The following is a 20,357-nucleotide window of genomic DNA, read 5'->3' on the forward strand; positions in this document are numbered from 1 at the left end:
ATTACAATGCGCTTAATACTCTCTCCAGTTTTTGTCTTACTTCTCCAGCGACCAGATTGATCTCAGGATTGCCGACCAATTCTAATACTGATTTTGGATCCATAAATTCAATATGCACTTTGCCTATATCATCCTGGCGTACAACCACATTACATGGTAGAAGCAAACCTATAGATGGCTCCTTTTCTAAAGCATGATGGGCAAATTGCGGATTGCATGCACCAAGAATTTGATAGGGAGGCATATCTTTATTTAATTTTTTTTTCAAAGTTGCTGACACATCTATATTTGTAAGAACTCCAAATCCCTCTTTTTGCAGTTCTTCAGTAACTTTTTTAATTGCATCATCAAATGAATACAATACTTCTTTTCCAAATCCATATTTTATATTGATCATTCTTTATCCATAAAAATTAACTCAAACCATACCAGATGTTATCATTAATAAATAATTCTTAATATTAAGAATACCATAGGATTGGGGATCTGTAGTGAATTATTCTTGTTGTAAACGATAAATTGTTGCTTTATGGACATTAAACGTTTTTGCAATCTCACTTACCGATTTATCTTCTTGCAAAAGCCGCTTGGCCAATGACTTTTGTTCTTTATTCATTTTTTCAGGTCGTCCAAAACGAACTCCACGTTGCTTTGCAGCTGCGCGACCCGCACCAGTACGTTCACGAATTAAGTCACGCTCAAATTCTGCAATACCTGCGAATACGGTCATGATCATTTTACCGGCATGAGAAGTGGTATCTGCCCAAGGCTCGGAAAGCGAACAAAAGGAAGCCTCTGTTGTTCTTATGCAGTCTATTAATTCTAATAAATGCTGGGTTGAACGCGCCAATCTATCCAATTTCCAAACAACGACTACATCTTCAGGTCGAAGCTGATCAAGTAATCGTTGTAATTCTGGACGATCTCTTTTTGCACCAGAAATTTTTTCCTGATAGATACGTTTACAACCAGCTTCTTTTAGTGCAACTAATTGCAACTCTAAATTTTGATCCGTGGTTGAAACGCGAGCATACCCAATTTTCATAACTAATCCCTAATATTTTATTTGCAAATCATATCGCAAAACAATAGACTTTTGCATCTGATTTTTGCAACGAATTTAAACCTTTAAATAAAGGCATTCAAATTCCGTTGCAAAACTTCTAAGTTTAGCAACAACACCTATTGATTTTGGATAAACATGCCTGTTAGTTTTCTCTCCCCAGTACAATGTGACAATTACGCTAAATATCCTACTGACCTACCACCAGATATCGTAGATAGCCTTTTTTTCCTCGATGATCAGGATATGGAGTGGATTGCAAACAAGCGTGGTGACTTCAGCAGGTTAGGTTATGCATTACAGCTGACAACAGTTCGATTTATTGGAGCTTTTATTTCCGACTTGAATCAGATTCCTCGTGTGGTAATTGAGCGAGTTGCTATTCAAATCAAGGTTAATGATCCTGAAAGTTGCATATCAATGTACATGAAAAGTGAGCAGCGTTGGCGTCATGCTGTTGAAATTCGAGCGCGTTATGGCTATATAGAATTTGCTGAAAAAGGTAGTCGTTATCGTCTTGGTCGCATATTATGTGCACTATGCTGGACTGGTACTGACAGACCTGGAGTGCTTTTTGATCATGCAGTGGGTTGGCTATCGACCAACAAAATATTGTTACCAGGTATTACAGTTCTTGAGCGTTTTGTTGCAGAAATTCGCTCCAGGATGGAGTCTCGCTTATGGCGAATGTTGATTAAAAATTTAAGCGCATCACAACAGGAAAAACTGAATGACCTCTTGGTGGTAGAGGATGACGAACATCTGTCATTGCTTGATAAACTGCGTAAAGGTCCGGTTAGCATCAGTAGCACAGCTCTTGTGCAAGCATTAAAACGGGTTGAGTCTGCCCGCAACATTAGTGTTGAATTACCACTGTACCGCATCCCCGCCTGTAAAATAGCAACACTTGCACGCTTTGCTAATACGGCAAAAATTACAGCCATCAACCGCTTGCCGTTTGAGCGTAAAATGGCGACGCTCGTTGCTTTTGCGAATCATTTTGAGTCAGACTCCCAAGATGATTCTCTGGACGTGCTCAGTATGGTATTGCGTGATTTATTCTCAAAGGCCAAGCAAGAAAATAAAAATACACGACTGCGAACTCTTAAAGATCTCGATCAAGCTACAGCCACATTGGTCGATGCATGTAAATTACTACTGAATACAGAATTATGTGATCATGAAATTCGGGACACAATTTATACAACAGTAGGTCATGAAGCGCTTGTATCTGCAGTTGAAAATGCCACTGCCTTAATCAGGCCGCCAAGTAATGTGTTTTATCATGAGCTTGAACAAAAGGAAAAAACAGTTCAGAAATTTTTACCTTCGCTCCTTCGAGTAATAAATTTTGATAGTAATCAAGCGGGAAAACCTCTTCTTGCCAGTCTTGAATGGTTAAAGGGAAAACAAACGGATGAACCGCCAATGGAGATTATTGGAACATCATGGAAACGTAATATTGTTATTAAAAATGAATGTAGCGTTATCAATTGGCCACAAGACGAACCACGACCCACTTATCGCGTCATAAAGAAACTTGTAAAAACCCAAGATGGTATCATTTTGCATAACGATAAACTTTTATATGCTGACCTTATCAATAAAAAAATTAAGGAAATCGTTGTACCAGAGAAAAAACAATCTCAAGTTGAGAAATTGAAAAAATCCATTTTAAACATGAAGGAAGTTCAAAAAAACGCAAATAATAAAGAGCTTGCATTAATAACATCAATAACTGGCCGGGATAGCAATAGAACTACAATTGACCGAACAGCATATATATTTTGTGTTCTTGATAAATTGCAATCGGCACTGAAACATAGGGATGTGTTCATAAGTCCGAGTTGGCGGTATGCTGATCCAAGAGCCAATCTTTATTCTGGCTCAGAGTGGGAGGCAATACGTCCTATGATTTGCCGCTCATTAAATTTAACAATTGACCCAATGTTAGCCATAACAAGCCTTACAGATGAACTACATCAAGTGTATCGGTTAGTTGCTGCAAATATTGATAATAACCCTGCTGTTCGATTTGAAACAGTTAAGGGTAATGAGGAGCTGATTCTAACTCAGCTTGATGCACTTGATGAGCCTCCATCATTAAAAGCATTGAGAGCTGCTGTAAAAGCCAAATTACCACGTGTCGATTTACCCGAGATGGTACTTGAGATAGCCACACGTACTGGATTTGCGGATGGATTTACCCACATCAATGAAGGAAGTGCGCGTGCTGAGGATCTATTAATCAGTTTATGTGCTGAATTGCTAGCAGACGCTTGCAATACTGGACGAGAACCGTTTGTTCGTGAGGACATACCTGCTTTAAAAAGAGATAGATTGGTATGGGTTGATCAAAATTATATTCGAAATGAAACGATAATGGCGGTCAATGCCATTTTAGTTTCTGCTCAAAATCAAATTCCATTAGCTAAGAAATGGGGCGGAGGCGATATTGCATCGGCTGATGGCATGCGCTTCGTTGTACCGGTTAGAACAGTGCACGCTGCTCCAAATCCAAAATATTTTAAATCAGGTCGTGGTGTCACTTGGTACAATCTAATCTCTAATCAACGAACTGGCTTAAATGCTGTAACAGTACCTGGCACTTTACGTGATAGCCTAATATTGTTAGGCGTTGTTCTTGAGCAACAGACGGAATTACAGCCAACGCGGATCATGACAGATGCAGGCGCATACAGTGATATTGTATTTGGACTGTTTCGTTTGTTGGGACTTCGTTTCAGTCCGCGATTGGCTGATATGGGTGGTGCTAGATTCTGGCGGATTGATCCGTTGGCTGATTATGGAAAGCTCAATGTACTTGCAAAAAGTCGTATAAATATAAATCTTGTTCCTCCTGAGTGGGATGATATTTTACGTTTATTGGCTTCATTAAAACTCGGGAGAGTTCCCGCAGAAGGCATTATGCGCACTCTTCAAGTTGCTGATAAACCAACTCGTTTAGCCAAAGCAATTGCCGAAATTGGGCGAATTGACAAAACTATCCACATGCTCAATTATCTTCATGATGAGTCATTCCGTCGTCAGACTTTGGTACAACTAAATTTGGGCGAAGGCAGACACAGTTTAGGTCGTTCTGTTTTTCATGGTAAGCGAGGAGAACTTCATCAGCGGTATCGTGCAGGGCAAGAAGATCAGTTAGGTGCCCTTGGACTGGTTTTAAATATCATTACACTTTGGAACACTATTTACATGGATGCTGCCATTAATCAATTACGACAAGAAGGCTTCCCCGTATACGATGAAGATGTAGCCAGACTGTCCGCATATGGATATGGTCATATTAATATGCTCGGACGATATTCCTTTGCCATGCCAGATGAGGTAAAACGTGGTGAGTTAAGGCCATTAAGAACAACAGAAAAGCCTTAAGTCGGTTGGCTGTTCCATTGCTCCCCAAGCCCGTAATCCTATAGATTATCGAAAACTGCTTCGATTCATGACCGGAAGAGGATATCTGCTCCATTATATTGAAAAAGCCATTGAAGAAACTTATGGAAAGAGGCAAGAAAAATTTCATTGTTAGTGGAGACATTATATGTGCGAAATAAATGTATACTATAAGTTTTTTCCAGAAACTTCATTGTGGTAATTTTTAATGGCTCTACGCAATACCTCTACAACGGGAACGGCTAAGGATTCAGCATCTGCTCTGAGCATATCCATATAAAACTTTTCAATAGTACACATGTATCGCGTCATTTTTGTCCTTTCTACGGAAGCAACTAAACCCCTTTGGTATGCGCCTCAATCGTCCTCTGATGGTGTTTGGGTACCTTTTTCCACGCGGACACATTAGACTGAGCGACTCCTAGAAATTCAGCAAGCTTTCTTTGACTTCCAAACCATGCAATAGCCTCGCTTTTTTCCATTGATACAACCTTAATTTATACAAAAGCGTTGCAGTATACAGATTGTACCCTGTAAAAAGAAGGATATTAAAAAAGATTATTTGTGTTCACAATTCAATCAGGCAACACGAAGCCGATAATTGAAGACAATAAAAGACCTAGAAAAACACTAGGCTTTAAAACTCCTAATATGTTATTTTTGCCGCTGACAACTAGTTAAATAGTGGTTGCATTAGCGAGTTGAATCCGCGTCACAGGCAACGGTATTAGGTCTGATTATACGATTAATCAGACCTATTAAAATGTTATTTGGGCGTGGCTCCTTCCCTATTCCTAGTTTTTTCAGATTAATCAGTTTTAATGAAGATAATTGCTTCCTTCACTAAAATTGATACGACTTGTGAATCAAACATAGGATTTTGAATTAAAATAGATACTGTTCGCCAAGAAACAGAACGCCGATTTAACTGAAGAATAAGCCCTTTGATACAAATCAATAAGTTATGGTGAAGACGCGGGAAAATTGAACCCGTTACCAAAGGTTTTGATAATTTCATGAAATACTATAAAAGACTAAGAAAAACCATGTTGATTCTGGACTATCGCCTGTTTTCCAAAATACACAAGATGTCTTTCTTGGTGTGCAATTGTCTACGTATGGTGTCGTATTGGTGCCGATAATTAGAACATAGATACTGTTTGTTTAATTGTTAATGCATTATGATTTAATATTCGGCTCACATATACAATTAATAAAAGGATATTTTATGATGAAGGGAATATTTTTTTCAATTATATTAACCCTACAATTAATTGTAGGCTGTGTTCCTAGATCATTAGAACCAAATGCGAAAAAGGTGATGATTATCTATAATCGAAGTACTAAAATGGCCAACTCATGTGAGTTTTTAGGGAAAATATCTAATAGCGATGTGCATGGAAAAAAACTTCAATTCACGCTTGGTTTAGAAAAAAATCTAAAAACCGATGACCTAAATTTTCTTAAAAATGAAGGAGCAAAATTAGGAGCCAACCTGGTTGTATTTGAAGAGCATCATACATCAATAGAAAGGTACCGCTCTCAACCTGGTCATATAACCGACATTAGTATACATGCTATTTATGCTAAGGCTTATCGATGTCCTCCTAATTTACTCAAAAACATGGAACAATTGAATGAATATCATCAGGCATATAAAAATCCAGTGATCACTAAAAATAATTAATTATTGAACTAAAACATAATTCATTGATGGAGTAATGGAATAGCAATAAGTCGATGTATCTTTTAAAAAGCATCTGTAGATATATAACCGCATTAAAAATAATGCTCTGCAATGAATTAATTTAATGAAACCTTTTAAACTTTATAAAGACTGATATCCTCTTTTAGATGTTTAACAATATCATCTAAATGATGAATAAATGTCATCATCTCTTCTATGCCAGTAGAAAAAGTTGCGGTAACACGATTAATTTCATTCATACTTTCAACGATTTGCTCAATTCCAACTGCTTCTTGCCTAATAGATACCTCAATGTGTTGGCTTGAAATGGATGCTTCATTGATCATTTTACTTAGCGCATGAATAACGTCGCCTGCTTTCTCAATAAGCTTAATTCCTGAATCAAGAGTGTTAGCTCCTTCCTCGGTGACGATAACCGCTTTTTCAGTGCTACGTCGTATGTCCTCAAGAATTTTTTGCACCTGCACCGTGGACTGTTCTGATTGCTCTGCTAGGTTTCTTACTTCAGTTGCCACTGCGGCAAAACCTTTACCAGATTCTCCTGCTTTTGATGCTTCAATTGAGGCATTCAATGCTAACATCTTGGATTGTTGGGCAAGCGTATTTACTACTACAGTAATTTCACCGATTTGTTTCATGTGGTTACTTAAATCAAGAATAGTTTGCGCAATAAGCTTCATCTTTTCTTCTGAAGCCCTAATGCCCAGAATGCTTTGTTCTACAGAATGAGCACCAAGCTTTCCCTGTTCATAGGTATTTTGAGCCACTTCTCGTAAAACTTGAGCTTTAGCCATAGTTTTTTTGGAGCTATTGTCTATTTCTTCCAATGAAGCACTGATTTGATTAATCGCAGATGCTTGGGAACTAATTTCTTTTGCTTGTTTATTAGCAGAAGTGAGCACCGTTCCAACCATTGTAACGATATCACTGCTGGCTTGTGTAATTTTTTTTGTCATCGATGAAAGCCTATCCGTCATGGAATTTAAATCTCGCCCCAGATCTTGTAATATGGGGTTAAATTACAGAAACGAGGCAAATGCGAATTAGACCATCCAAAATAGTACTTAATTTAAGCAAGCCAGCTTAAATCAAAAAAATTATCTACAATAAATTTCCACTTATTTTAATCTGATAAATATAATTATCCTTATATAAAATAAGGGTTTTATAGAATAATCGGCTATGAAATTCTGATCGTATAATTTGAATTACAATTCAGGCATCAATTAATAAAGAGCCAGTCTAATCGTATATATTTAATTATGCGATTAGATTTATTGAATTTAATTAACAAATTCAAATCCCGCTCTAGATCTAAATACAGACATAGTTGACTAAATTTAATCAACTGTGGCGCACTCCCTTACTTAGGCAGCCCTGAAATTAACCACCTCATCCAATGAATATTCTGAGTCATTTACACTTAATAAATTACTGAAATCATAAGTCCCGTGTAAATTGACATGTTGCCAGGTTAATATCGATGCGCTCACTATGTTTTCGAGTAATGACTCTCTTTCATCAGGCTCTGATTTCATGATAATCCGAGTTAATTCAATATAATTCCATAAAATAATAATATTTTGAATGATTGTTCTGCACATGACTGAAATTTCTTGATCCTCACTGTGTGCTTCTAGAAGATTTGGATCTGCAAATGAGATTGCCCCAGAAAATTTGTTAGCCAATTCGCCTTTATTTAATTGTTTTTCTATAGTTTGTCGTAATGCCACATCATCAAAATATTTCAACATAAAAATTGATTTGATAATACGGCCAAATTCTTTTAGCGCTTCTTGCAATGGGTGCTGATTAGAATATTCACCCATTCGTTTAAGTATCGTAGAAGCGCGATGTTCACGTAATTTAATGGTGGCAATAAGCCGTAATATAGTGTCCCAATTCCGTTTAATCTTATGCTCGTTAACATAATAGGCGGGTTTAATCGGATAACCTTTATTAGTTAACTCTGTTTTCATTCTACGGAAGCTAACTAAATTTTGTCCGGAAAGGTCTTTTATTCGAGGGGCAAAGGTTACATCAATTAAATGAGATACTGCAAAAACCATTTCTGTATAGCCATGGGTATCGGTAGAATGCATGGTGCTTGCAATGGCATCATTATGAAGAAGTCCATCAAGGACATAGGCCGCATCTCGCTCTGAGCTGCTAAATACAGTCGAGTAAAATAAGATCCCTCGCTCATCGATAAAGCGGTATACACTTGAACCTTTACCATTACCAAAATATTTAAAAGACTCATTCGCATTTAACGACTCAGCAGAGACACACTGCTTTTTTCCATCACTAGAGGTATGCAGTAATTCTTTCTCTCGTTTGAATTGTTCAGGTAGCCACAGCTTTCCCATCAAATCAGTGAGTGACTGATTTACAGCATGTAGGTTCTCTAATGAAAAATACCAATTAACGGTATTGGACAACGTATTATAGTTAATTCCGATGGCGGTATTAGCCAGTTTATGCAAGCCTATATTGCTTGCCAAACTAAAAAGTCCCGCATAAAAAATCTCGTTATTGGGCGCACCTGCTGATCCTTTAATTTTGTGATGCTTAAAATTAGAAGTAAATGTGGTTAGCGCATTCATTTCAGACATCATTTGCAAAATTGGAACATACCGGTCACTGCCAATAATCATTGAAATTGAATTGTAATCGGGCTTATCAACAGCAGGTGTATGAACAGAAAAGCCACCGTCTTTTTGAATGGTAGTGTATGGATTTGTTCCTTCAACTATTCTTTGATTTACATCAATAAACTGTTTATCTAAAATGCCTCGCAATAGGAGTAAAACCTGCTCAATATCAATAAATTGTGTTAATCCAAGTTTCTCTAAAAGATGTGCTTTATGTTCGTCCCAATAGGGTTCTGGTATTAAATAAGCATCTATAGAAAGGTATCGATAAGAATGGATAAGGCTTATTTGACCACATTTAATTGCAGTAGCAATTTTGCAAAAAAGTATCGCCTTATAAAGCGACACATTAAATTGTTCATCTCTATGAATAGCTGCATATTCAAGATCATCCAAAAACGCATCGGGTGCTGTTGATGTGATGCTCTTTACTGACTGGTAATGCAAAATTGCCGAATAAAGATCTTCTGCTCCTTTACATACTTCAAACTCCAGGTATTTCACAATATCAGCCACGCGATTCTGCAATTTTCTGGATAAATTACTCAACGCATCAAATTCATCACATCGGGTTTGCTCTGCATCGAGCTGGCGTTTAAGTTTCTTTGCATCAAGCTCTGCCTTACTTAACGGGGTATCGTTTTTAGGACTTGGAACGATGGTATAGAGCTTTAAAATCTTATCCTCACTACTCAATTCTTTATTATATAAAACACCCTGAACTGCATTAACGGTGCTTTGTGAGTCATCAAGCCCAGACAATACTGAGACAGTCAGCTGATTTTTCTCTGGCATCTTTTCCATTATCATTTTACTGACCGCTTGCTGTGCTTTATTCAGCTGTTGTTGAACACATTTTAATAGTATGTCTACTAACGTGTCTTGCCAAATCTTGTAACAATGATCAACAAAAGCCGTTAAATATAAATGGCGTTTATAGGGTTCTGTTATCTCTGCAACCTGTGTGGTTTTTGCTTTGATTACCCACTGAGCATAGTATTTAGTTGCCTCTGCTGATAGCTCTAATTTTTTGATAAGGGGACTTACCTCTTTATGAAGATTCTTAATGATTAGAAAATTACGAATTCCGCTTTTTATTTTGCCAGGCTTTAATGATTGGTTAATTACCTTTAACCGAGTTAATAACGACCGTTCATAATGTTTCTCAGGAAGTTCCGTCAGTTGCTCTAAAGCCTCTGCTTGCTCCTTGCTAATTGTTTCAGTCATTTTTTGGATGATATTTTTTTCAAATCCATGAAATTTCTCTGTGATGGTCCTGGAAATTTTGTCGTAGCTTGGTAGTTCGATCTTTTTTTGGCGCAGTTGCTCAATAAGAACATAAAACATTTTCCGTGGGTGCATTTGCTTTTCGACCATATCACCTGCGACTTCATCAAAAAATTCAATCGCACTGGTGAATTCAATGTAGCCACAAATATCAAGAATGAGTATACGATGATTTTGGCGTGTACGATCAAGATACTGCTCCAAAAAATCGGCTGGTGTAGTGACGCCAAGTACTTTTGAAACGTATTTTATATCACTCAATTTAAATGATTTACTCGTAAAAAATCGTCCACTAGCCTTAAAATAACCGTATTGAAGCAATAAACCTATTTTACTCTCTACGTTTTTTGCCTGTTTTTTAATGGCCTCTTGAATGATCTGATCTACTTTGAAATATTTTTTCCGTGAATCACTATTCAATGCAGGTGGGCGATTATAACGGTTGACTTCGTTGTCTGGCAGTACATCCATCAAGCGCATTAATCAATTTCTCCAATTTGCTCCACCGCGTCACTGAGATCAGAAAATGAGGGTTGGCAGTATAATTTTGTGGTGTCTAAACGCTCATGTCCAGCAAGGGTTGCCACTTTTTCAAGGCTTACGCCTGCATCCACCAAATTTTTACAAAAAGTATGTCTCAACTGATGGGGTGAGATAACACTCAGTTCACCTGGCATATTTAACCTATTGAGCATCAACTGGATACCTCGAGGAGTTAGCGTACCGCGCTGGCCTTTGAAAACAAAGGCATCACTACCTGCGTGTAGTGTATAATCCAAATTAAATAAAGCAATGCGTGCATCTTTATTTAATGGGATTTCACGATACTTGCATCCTTTTCCAGCATTAACCAACAACTTACCCTTTCGTTCACTCATGGTGATATGTGACCACTTTATATCACATAACTCACTCACGCGCAGACCTGTATTCAACAATATTTTTACAATGGAAGCATCCCTTACACTACCATATTGCTCTACGTGACGAAGTAAATGGTTTTGCTGGGTTCTGGTTAGCCACTTAGGTATAGATTGTGATTGCTTCACTGTCTTTGGTAATGGGAATCTGTATTTTATTTTCTTTGTGCTCCATCCCCATTCCAAAAAATATTTTAGTGATAGCAATCGACGGTTAATCGTTGGCGGTCTGAGTCCTGAATCAATCAAATGCTGTTTGTACTGGCGCGCATCGGTTGGCGTAATATTAACTAATTTCATATCCACACCATTGTTTTTTTCAAACCAAATAGCAAATTGAATTAAGTCACTTCGATAATTTGCCAAAGTCGTAGGTGATTTATCAGTCGATTTTTGATAGGAAATATAGCTTTCAATGTAACTGTTTTTAGCCATAAATAATTATGCGATTAGTTTTTTATGAGATAATTTACCACAACCAAATCAAATATACGATGAGTTACTTGTATTTTTATCGCATAATGCTTCTTATACGATGAGCTCCTCAAAAGCAAATTGATTTAATTTTTATGCGATTAGTTTTGATATAGCCTATAAATAATTGATGCCTTATATAATAAGGCTTACTCACAGTCTAACAAGTAAAATTCAATACGATTTATTGGGGGATAATTTTTTTATTTATGTCGATTTGGTTAAATTGTAGGCGTATTCAGAGGTTGTAATTCGCATTTGCCCCAACCCTGTAATTAAACCCAATATGCCTTCATTTTCTATTTCAAGACGATGACGAAGATCACCGGAAGCAACTTTACTGCTATGTAGACTAAATTTTTTCGAAGAATTAATCAGTGTTTCCAATAACACTCGAGTCTCCTCCTCTTTATTACGAAGCATTTCTTCATTCTTTTTTATTGCATCTTGCATGCTGTTTAGGGATAAAAGCAGCTTCCCTAATTTATCTGATGACATGATTTCTATTGTTACGTTTCGCTCTCCTGCTGCAATTCGCTCAGCAGCATTTATTGCATTATCTAGTGGAATGGATAATGCTCGCTGTGTGATATAAGGGACAATCACTGTTAAAACAATTGCTAAAATCAAAAGCCACAAAGCGGATTCCTTTAAAGAAATTAAATTCTTATCTATTTCATTTATATGAGATTCAATTTCTTTGGATAAGTCTCTAAATAGCCCACCTTCTCTTTTACCTGTTATCTCCGAATAAGGACCATCAATGAGATCTATCATTGATTTTTGAATGGCTCGAGTTTTGTTCCTGATATTTTCTACATTATCTGGATTATTAGGATCTCTTGGCGCATTTATTATTGATACTTGAGCTTGATGCAACGATTTATAAAGCTGTTGAAGCTTTTTCCATTTATGCTGTATTTCTTGATTATCTAACACTTGGATTACTTTATCACCCTGGACTCTAACTTGATGAATTTCATTCCATGTATTATCAAAATAAGTCTTATCTTTTGGGTCTCCTGTCATTGCCCAATGCTCCAAGATGTCTTGGGATTGATAAATTTGGGCATCAAGAATAGGAGGTAAATTCTCATTTTGAATTTTATGATTCAAGTGGATTATATAGTTTACTTTAGGCACTAAAAGCATAATCAATATTAATAAAGGTAATCCAAGAGTCATAAATCCAATAAACAATCGAGTGCCCAATGGAATCACAAAACGTCGTGGGATTGCATCAGTGTTCATTACCGCCTCCTATTCAGCACGAGATCTTAAAATCCCTCTGCACATTATCGCCTCACTAAATTCTTTAATAGAATTTTTTAGGTAGCTATTCCAAAAATCATACAAAATGACCTGTATTTTGCTTAAATCAGCATGTTCAATTAATTTAAAAATCGGAATCGATTTCTTTAATATTCCATACCTCATTGTCTATAATGTGTAATAAGTTCATACAGAAAGAAAATATATATGACAAAACATACCTTATTAAAAAATTGGAGATGCTGTCTTTTAATTGCTGTCACTTTATTATGCTCCTGTGAACATTATGTCTCTAAGAATGACCCAAAAAATAATACATCCGTTAATAAATCGTTCATTGGATATCATCCTCATGGACATGGACATGGACATCATTAATTCATTGATATGACAAAGAAGAGAAATTTGCTCATTCAGAAATCATATCAATGCAATTGAAACGATACTCCATGAAAAAAAATAGCTGCCAAGATTAGGAGTATTATTAAAAAAGAATAAAAGTGGATGGTTTTCTTATGTTTTTTGAGAAAAACCAAAACACCCACAAGCACAATACTCAACAACCCTAGCAGTACCCAAATCCAAAAATTCATTTCCATCCTTAGTGTTCCTGAACTTTCTTATTCTTATAATGTAATTCATGCACATGCTCCCCATTACCGCCAAAATCCCCAACATACTGACTTTCAGAATGCATCTCCTTAACAGTTGATTGAGTCGAAGCACATGACACTAACCCCACTCCAAAAAAAATAATGCTCATTCTTAAAAAAAGTCTCAAACCCAATATAGTTCCTGTTTTCATTTTATTCCTTAAAAATAGATGCATGCTACAACCCTCCCTCGATAACAACACAAATAGCCACTTTATATATTTCGTTTCAACCGGTTTACTGAATCAATTAGTTTTAAAGTATCTTGTTTCGTAAAAGGCTTCACACACTGCATTGCTTCTTGCATTTTATGCATGTCATTGTGTTGAGTCATGATTATGATTGGTGTGGCGTGATTCAGCTCCGAATCCTTTTGAATACGTACAATAAGTTCTTGGTAGTTAAATCCTTGTGTTAAATTTTTATCAATTAAAATTGCATCATAACGTCTCATTAAAGCAAGTTCCAAACCTGAGTTCCCATCACAGGCCATATCCACCTTATGGTTCAAATTTTGCAATTGTGCACGCAAGAGAATGCGTTCACCTAATGAATCATCGATTACTAAAAAAAGTAAAGTATCGACCATAAGACACCTCATATCACTCCCTTGCACCATCGAGTTATCCCTCTTTCGTTATTCCTATGCCTCTTGAATGTCTGCATGTCCTTTATGAGAATTCAAGAGTCGCAATCCATTTGCTACAACAATTAAACTAGCCCCCATATCCGCAAAAACAGCCATCCAAAGAGTGGCAATACCTCCAAGTGCTAAAATAAAAAATACTCCTTTAATAGCGATGGATAAACTAATGTTTTGTCGAAGAATTCTTGCTGTGTTGCGGCTCAAATCAATATATAAAGGCAGCATGGCCAAATTATCATTCATTAACGCTACATCGGCCGTTTCCAATGCCGTATCCGTCCCTTTCCCCATAGCAAAACTAATGCTTGCTTTAGCCAGTGCGGGTGCATCGTTAATCCCATCGCCAACCATGCCTACCGTTTGATACTGTGTCAAGAGTTGATTAATTGCTTGCAGTTTATCCGTAGGCAATACATTGGCCTTCACTTCATCAATACCCACTTGTTTCGCAATGGCATGCGCTGTTACTGCATTATCACCAGTCAGCATTGCTGTTTTTATCCCTTGCTCATGAAGCCTTGAAATAGCCCACTGACTGGATTGGCGTAACGTATCAGCCACCGCAAACAGAGCAAGCACTGTAGTGTTATTGCTTAAAATGACCGTGGTCTTTCCTTCTTCCTCCAATCGCTTCAACTCTTCTTCTACCTCAGGGCTGCATACTTTATTGTCTTCAGCAAGTTGATGGTTTCCTACATAAAACAATTCATTTTGCACCAAACCCTTGACTCCACGACCCGGAAGTGCTGAAAACGCACCAACCTCTAATAAATCAGCTGAGGGTTGTTGTTGCTGGAAATAGGTTACTAAAGCATGCGCGACAGGATGCTCGGAATGACTATCAAGGCTTGCTGCAATGAGCAGCAATTCTTCTTTTGTTCTACGCGTGTCATGAACAATAAAATCAGTCACTACTGGTTTACCTTCCGTTAAGGTGCCGGTTTTATCTAAGGCAATTAATTCTAACTGATGCCCAGTTTCTAAGTAGCTTCCGCCTTTAATTAAAAGCCCATGCTTTGCCGCAGAGGCTAATCCGCTCACTACCGTTACTGGGGTCGAAATAACCAAAGCACAAGGACATGCAATCACTAATAAAGTGAGCGCTTTATAGATCCAATCATAAAAAGGATAACCAAAAACCAACGGCGGAATTAATGCGATAAGAACTGCAATTATCACCATAATCGGCGTATAATATTGTGCAAAGACATCGACAAAACGTTGTGTCGGCGCGCGCTCTGCTTGCGCTTGTTCAATGGCCTTCCCAATTTTGGCAAGAAGGGTATCTCCCGATGCTTTAGTGACTTTGACGTCAAGTACCCCATATTCATTGAGTGTTCCCGCAAAAACCGTATCATCTATCTCTTTACTCACCGGCATGGATTCGCCCGTAATCGGCGCTTGATTAACCGTGCTTTTACCTAAAACAACCACTCCATCTAAAGGAATACGTTCTCCAGGCTTTACTTTAAAAACAGCATCTAAGTGCACTTGCTCAATAGGAGTCGTTTGCCATTGCCCATTATCCTGTTTTACTCGTGCAATTTCCGGTGCGATTTGCATTAAACTGCGAATAGCAAGACGAGCTTTATCTAAAGAATAGCGCTCAATTCGTTCAGCCAAGGCAAACAATACCGTCACCATCGCCGCTTCTGGCCATGCACCAATAAATACGGCGCCAATGATGGCAATCAACATTAAACTGTTAATATTCATCGCCTTGGTACGCAACGCCAACCATCCTTTTTTAAAGGTCGGAGGGCCGCTTAAGCCAATCGCCAATAAAGCAGGAGCAATAATCCAGACTGAAAATTCCGTATTCAGATAATAGGCCATAATTTCTGAAAACAACGCCAAAATACCCGCTAGCAGAATGATTTTCCAAGAAAAATCAGAGACTGCTTTTTCGCCTTCTTTAGCTAAACGTCGTGTACCTTGGCTGCGAACACTCATGCCTAATGATTCAATGCGCTGCTGCAATGCATCAATGACAGGGAGACGATGGTGAATCGTGACCTCTTCTGCAATAAAATTAAATTCCATATGCTCAATTTCAGAAACATCTTGTAACTGTTTTCTAATGAGCTGCTCTTCTGCAGGACAATCAAGCCCAGCCACAAAAAAGGTGGTTGCTGTTAATGGTGTTGTCATAAGGAGCTCCCACATTGGCCACAAAATTTAGCTTCAGCAGGAATGGATGCACCACAACGGCACACTGTATTTTGGATTGCCTGACCACATTGTCCACAAAATCGAGCTCCTGGCTCATTGCGACTTTGACACCGTGTACATATAACTCCCTGTGATTCATTTTGAGACATGTAGTTGTTGTTATGATTTTTTTGCTTATGATGGAAATTACCGTATCCATTTTGATGAGAACTACGATTTTGCCCATGATGCCCATTCAAGTAGTTACCCAGAAAGCGTTTTAAAAGGTTCATGTTAATTCTCCTCATCATCTTCAGCAAAATGGCGCAACATGTCGTCCAAAATACAACGTACATGCGTATCAAAAATACTGTAATAAATATGTTTTCCCTCACGATTGGCCCTCAGTAACCGTGCAGAACGTAACAAACTTAAATGATGGCTTGCTAAGGGAACGGAAAGGTTCAATTGCTCTGCTAATTCAGAAACAGATTTAGGCCCTTCTTTAAGACATGTGAGTAGAAGTCGCAAGCGATTGGGCTCACCCATTAAATGCAGTGTTTCGCTTAAAGTAATCAGTTGATCGTGGGTTAGCATATTGAGTTCAACGGTTAAATAAGTATTTAACTATAAATATAGCCGAGCCTTTCATTTTGTCAAATCACGGGCAGAGAGCGTTTTTTTGTACTCGTAAGAAAATTAACTTACACTAATTAAAAATCACCTACTTCGGGGAGTAACAATGAATGTTCTATTCGTCCATATGCCTTTGCTCATCGCAAGCTTTGTCTTTCTTTTAGGAATCTGTTTACTGGTGTTGACGCACCATCAACGCATGCAAAGAAAAACCTATATATTAGGAACTGCTGGTTTTCTCTTGTCCTTTTTCGGCTTAATAGCAATTATCATTATTCTTTATCTCGCTTATTTTCCCAGGCTGAGGTGAACTGAGTCAAAGGCGGTTTAGTCTTCGCCTCCCTGTGGGATTATCCCTTTTTTCGCCGCTCATGAAACACATAATACAAACCGGGCAATACTAAAAGCGTCAGAAAAGTCGATGAAATAATTCCCCCAATCACCACCGTCGCCAAAGGTCGTTGCACTTCAGAGCCAGTGCCTGTTGCCAGTGCCATTGGCACAAATCCCAAAGAGGCCACTAATGCCGTCATAAGGACCGGTCTGAGTCGAGCCAGCGACCCTTGCAATACAGCATCTTTTAAATAAAATTTTTGCTGTTCATGAAGCTTATTGATAAATGTAATCATCACAAGGCCATTGAGCACCGCCACCCCTGATAAGGCAATAAACCCGACACCTGCCGAAATAGATAATGGGATATCCCGGATCCACAAAGCAAAAACACCGCCAGTTAAAGCCAAAGGAATGCCTGTAAACACAAGCAATGCATCTCTTGCCCTGCCAAAACTCATAAATAGTAATAAGAAAATGCCAAGTAGCGTCACGGGTACTACAATCTGTAATCGTTGTGAGGCAGATTGCAATTGCTCAAACTGTCCACCCCAGTCTATCCAATAACCACTAGGTATTTTAACGTTCTGTTCAATGCGCAGTTTTGCATTATTCACAAAGGTACTTAAATCACTACCTCGAACATTGGCACTAACCACCACTCTACGTTTGCCCATTTCACGACTAATTTGATTGGGTCCTTCACTTCGTACCATTTTCGCGACTTCACTTAAGGGAATAAAATGCCGCTCACTGTCTTTAGATGGAGGAAGTGGTACAAAAACTTCACGCAATACATCAGGATCGGCACGGAACGACTCAGGTAATCGTACCACGATATCAAAACGCTTATCTCCTTCAAAAAGCTCACCACCCTTTTTCCCGCCGGTAGCAATCACAATGGCATCTTGCACAGCGCCAACTTGCAAACCGTAACGCGCCAAAGTATCGCGATTAATTACCACCGTCCAAAGAGGTAATCCACTCACTTGTTCGATTTTGACATCTGCAGCTCCTGGTACTTTTTTAAGTTGTGTACTAATGTTTTCTGCGATCTCCAATAAAGTATTCATATCATCGCCAAATACTTTGACCGCGACATCACTACGAACCCCCGAGATCAGTTCATTAAAACGCATTTGAATGGGTTGAGTAAATTCATAATTATTTCCTGGAATTTGCCTCACTGCATTTTCAATTTCCTGTACCAGTTCCTGCTTGGGCTTTTTGGGATTAGGCCAATCCTTGCGCTTTTTTAGAATAATAAAGGTATCGGCAACATTAGGTGGCATCGGATCGGTGGCTACCTCTGCGGTTCCTAATTTTGCAAATACCGCTTTGACCTCTGGAAATTGTTTCACCCTCTGTTCAACCAAATCCTGCATGGCGATGGCTTGAGTCAAGCTTGTCCCAGGAATACGCATGGCATGCATAGCAATATCACCTTCATCAAGGCTTGGAATAAATTCGCCGCCCATACGCGATGCAATAAACAAACTCAATACAACTAAGACAACGGCAGCCCCTATAACCGAACGCCGCGCATGAAAAGATCGCCGCAAAACACGTGCATAGCCAATTGAAAGATAATGCACCAGCCAATTTTCTTTTTCCTGAACACGTCCTCGCAAAAAAATTGCAATTGCTGCTGGTACAAAAGTAAGTGCAAATAACATCGAGGACATGAGGGCAATAATCACGGTTTCTGCCATAGGCAAAAACATTTTGCCCTCCACACCCGTTAATGTCAGAATAGGAAGATACACAACGGTAATAATAAAAACCCCAAAAATACTGGGCCGAATGACTTCGGTGGTGGCATAAGAAATCACTTTTAAACGCTCTTCAAGCGTTAATAGTCGTTGTGCATTATGTTGCTTTTCCCCTAAATGCTTGATGCAGTTTTCTACGATAATCACCGCACCATCTACTATCAATCCAAAATCCAGCGCACCTAAACTCATAAGGTTCGCACTGATTTTATTAGTCACCATGCCCGTGATGGTCATTAACATGGATAAGGGGATGACCATAGCAGTAATCAATGCAGCACGAATATTTCCTAAAAATAAAAAAAGAATAATGCAAACGAGCAGTGCACCTTCAAGTAAATTGTTTTTAACCGTGTTGATCGTTGCATTAACCAGCAAAGTGCGATTATAAACAATAACGGCCTCAACGCCTTCAGGAAGTGACTTGTTGATTTCTTTCATCTTCTCAGCAACCCGCTCAGAAACCGTTCTACTGTTTTCGCCCATCAACATGAACACGGTACCCAAAACCACTTCTTGGCCATTTTCTGTAGCAGCCCCTGTACGTAGTTCTTTGCCGAAGACAACTTTCGCTACATCCCTCATGCGGATTGGAGTTCCTTCAAAGTTGGCAATCACAATGTTTTCAATATCAGGAATGTCTTTTACTTGTCCAGGAACACGAATCAGATTTTGTTCTCCATTGCGCTCTATATAGCCTGCACCAACGTTGGCATTATTCCGCTGGAGTGCTTCAAGCACATCGTTTAAACTCAGGTTGTAACGCACAAGCTTTGAGGGAACGGGCGTAATATGGAATTGTTTTGCATAACCGCCAATCGTATTGACCTCCGCAACCCCTTCTACATTGCGCAATTGCGGCTTAATAATCCAATCTTGAATGGTGCGAAGTCCCGTGGGGTTATAACGTTGACTTTTAGGCACATTAGGTTTATTCGTCACCGTATACATAAAAATTTCACCAAGACCTGTAGAAATAGGTCCTAATGTAGTTTCAGACTCTGGCGGCAATTTATCTTTAACTTCTTGTAAGCGCTCATTAATAAGCTGTCTTGCAAAATAAATATTAGTTCCGTCTTTAAAAACCACAGTCACTTGGGACAATCCATACCTAGATAAAGACCGGGTATAATCGAGATTGGGAAGGCCGCTAAGAGCTAATTCAATAGGAAAAGTGATTCGCTGTTCTACCTCAAAAGGCGAGTATCCAGAGGCTGCTGTATTAATTTGCACCTGAACATTGGTAATGTCAGGTACGGCATCAATAGGAAGCTTTTGATAATTATAAACACCAAACGAAGCAATAATCACTGTAAACAACAGAATAAACCAACGATGTTTTAAAGAAAAACGTATTATTTTTTCCAGCATCTC

The 20,357-nt window shown here is 38.4% G+C and carries 17 protein-coding genes and 1 pseudogene; 4 read left to right on the top strand and 14 right to left on the bottom strand.

Translation table 11 applies throughout. The features are described 5' to 3' along the window. Position 1 precedes the first annotated feature (1 nt). Both KYQ_RS17120 and KYQ_RS17125 read right to left on the bottom strand, forming a co-directional pair. The gene (locus KYQ_RS17120; RefSeq protein ID WP_012187539.1) at positions 2-397 is read right to left on the bottom strand and encodes a DUF302 domain-containing protein; all 396 of its coding nucleotides are present in this window, start codon (positions 395-397) and stop codon (positions 2-4) included. Between the two features lie 99 nt (positions 398-496). Beyond that, positions 497-1,045: a recombinase family protein gene (locus tag KYQ_RS17125; RefSeq protein ID WP_012187538.1), complete on the bottom strand. Its 549-nt coding sequence runs from the start codon at positions 1,043-1,045 to the stop codon at positions 497-499. Positions 1,046-1,201: 156 nt separating this feature from the next. Here KYQ_RS17125 and KYQ_RS17130 point away from each other — a divergent pair, with 156 nt between their 5' ends. Continuing rightward, positions 1,202-4,459 carry a Tn3 family transposase gene (locus KYQ_RS17130; protein ID WP_012187537.1) on the top strand — a complete coding sequence of 1,086 codons (3,258 nt, stop codon included), beginning with the start codon at positions 1,202-1,204 and terminating at the stop codon, positions 4,457-4,459. A 186-nt stretch (positions 4,460-4,645) separates the two neighbouring features. Here the strand turns inward: KYQ_RS17130 and KYQ_RS19225 are convergent, their stop codons facing one another. Continuing rightward, complete coding sequence (locus KYQ_RS19225) at positions 4,646-4,789, bottom strand: hypothetical protein (RefSeq protein WP_154669252.1); 144 nt, start codon at positions 4,787-4,789, stop codon at positions 4,646-4,648. 23 nt (positions 4,790-4,812) lie between these two features. Beyond that, entirely contained in the window at positions 4,813-4,959 is a 147-nt protein-coding gene (locus tag KYQ_RS18985; protein WP_019350396.1) for a Cro/CI family transcriptional regulator, read from the bottom strand. Between the two features lie 746 nt (positions 4,960-5,705). Here KYQ_RS18985 and KYQ_RS17150 point away from each other — a divergent pair. Beyond that, positions 5,706-6,164, top strand: coding sequence for a DUF4156 domain-containing protein (locus tag KYQ_RS17150; RefSeq protein ID WP_019350398.1), 459 nt, complete (start codon positions 5,706-5,708; stop codon positions 6,162-6,164). A 134-nt stretch (positions 6,165-6,298) separates the two neighbouring features. Here the strand turns inward: KYQ_RS17150 and KYQ_RS18505 are convergent. The 4 genes and pseudogenes from KYQ_RS18505 to KYQ_RS18520 all read right to left on the bottom strand — a co-directional run. After that, positions 6,299-7,195, bottom strand: a pseudogene (locus KYQ_RS18505) (methyl-accepting chemotaxis protein); the annotation flags it as partial. 357 nt (positions 7,196-7,552) lie between these two features. Further along, entirely contained in the window at positions 7,553-10,606 is a 3,054-nt protein-coding gene (locus KYQ_RS18700) for a Tn3 family transposase (RefSeq protein WP_019350400.1), read from the bottom strand. Next, complete coding sequence (locus KYQ_RS18515) at positions 10,606-11,481, bottom strand: tyrosine-type recombinase/integrase (RefSeq protein ID WP_019350401.1); 876 nt, start codon at positions 11,479-11,481, stop codon at positions 10,606-10,608. The genes KYQ_RS18700 and KYQ_RS18515 overlap by 1 nt, the downstream gene beginning before the upstream one ends. 246 nt (positions 11,482-11,727) lie before the next feature. Then, positions 11,728-12,771, bottom strand: a complete 1,044-nt coding sequence (locus KYQ_RS18520) for a methyl-accepting chemotaxis protein (RefSeq protein WP_019350402.1) — start codon at positions 12,769-12,771, stop codon at positions 11,728-11,730. A 228-nt stretch (positions 12,772-12,999) separates the two neighbouring features. Here KYQ_RS18520 and KYQ_RS19375 point away from each other — a divergent pair, with 228 nt between their 5' ends. Then, positions 13,000-13,170, top strand: a complete 171-nt coding sequence (locus KYQ_RS19375; RefSeq protein ID WP_172461338.1) for a hypothetical protein — start codon at positions 13,000-13,002, stop codon at positions 13,168-13,170. A gap of 223 nt (positions 13,171-13,393) precedes the next feature. Here the strand turns inward: KYQ_RS19375 and KYQ_RS17185 are convergent, their stop codons facing one another. The 5 genes from KYQ_RS17185 to KYQ_RS17205 all read right to left on the bottom strand — a co-directional run bounded on the left by KYQ_RS17185 (position 13,394) and on the right by KYQ_RS17205 (position 16,839). After that, a complete protein-coding gene (locus tag KYQ_RS17185; protein ID WP_019350405.1) occupies positions 13,394-13,597 on the bottom strand; it encodes a hypothetical protein in 204 nt (67 codons plus the stop codon). Between the two features lie 62 nt (positions 13,598-13,659). Continuing rightward, positions 13,660-14,046 carry a response regulator gene (locus tag KYQ_RS17190; protein ID WP_231294683.1) on the bottom strand — a complete coding sequence of 129 codons (387 nt, stop codon included), beginning with the start codon at positions 14,044-14,046 and terminating at the stop codon, positions 13,660-13,662. 42 nt (positions 14,047-14,088) lie between these two features. Then, positions 14,089-16,242, bottom strand: a complete 2,154-nt coding sequence (locus KYQ_RS17195; protein WP_019350407.1) for a heavy metal translocating P-type ATPase — start codon at positions 16,240-16,242, stop codon at positions 14,089-14,091. After that, positions 16,239-16,535, bottom strand: coding sequence for a zinc ribbon domain-containing protein (locus KYQ_RS17200; protein ID WP_019350408.1), 297 nt, complete (start codon positions 16,533-16,535; stop codon positions 16,239-16,241). The genes KYQ_RS17195 and KYQ_RS17200 overlap by 4 nt, the downstream gene beginning before the upstream one ends. A 1-nt stretch (position 16,536) precedes the next feature. After that, positions 16,537-16,839: an ArsR/SmtB family transcription factor gene (locus tag KYQ_RS17205; RefSeq protein WP_012187544.1), complete on the bottom strand. Its 303-nt coding sequence runs from the start codon at positions 16,837-16,839 to the stop codon at positions 16,537-16,539. Between the two features lie 145 nt (positions 16,840-16,984). Here KYQ_RS17205 and KYQ_RS17210 point away from each other — a divergent pair, with 145 nt between their 5' ends. Beyond that, positions 16,985-17,188 (top strand): hypothetical protein, encoded by a 204-nt coding sequence (locus tag KYQ_RS17210; protein WP_019350409.1) that lies wholly within the window; start codon positions 16,985-16,987, stop codon positions 17,186-17,188. Between the two features lie 40 nt (positions 17,189-17,228). On the opposite strand, the gene KYQ_RS17215 is transcribed toward KYQ_RS17210, so the two are convergent. Next, positions 17,229-20,354, bottom strand: coding sequence for a CusA/CzcA family heavy metal efflux RND transporter (locus tag KYQ_RS17215; RefSeq protein WP_012187545.1), 3,126 nt, complete (start codon positions 20,352-20,354; stop codon positions 17,229-17,231). Positions 20,355-20,357: the final 3 nt, after the last annotated feature.

The organism is Fluoribacter dumoffii NY 23, assembly GCF_000236165.1.
Classification (GTDB): Bacteria; Pseudomonadota; Gammaproteobacteria; order Legionellales; family Legionellaceae; genus Legionella; species Legionella dumoffii.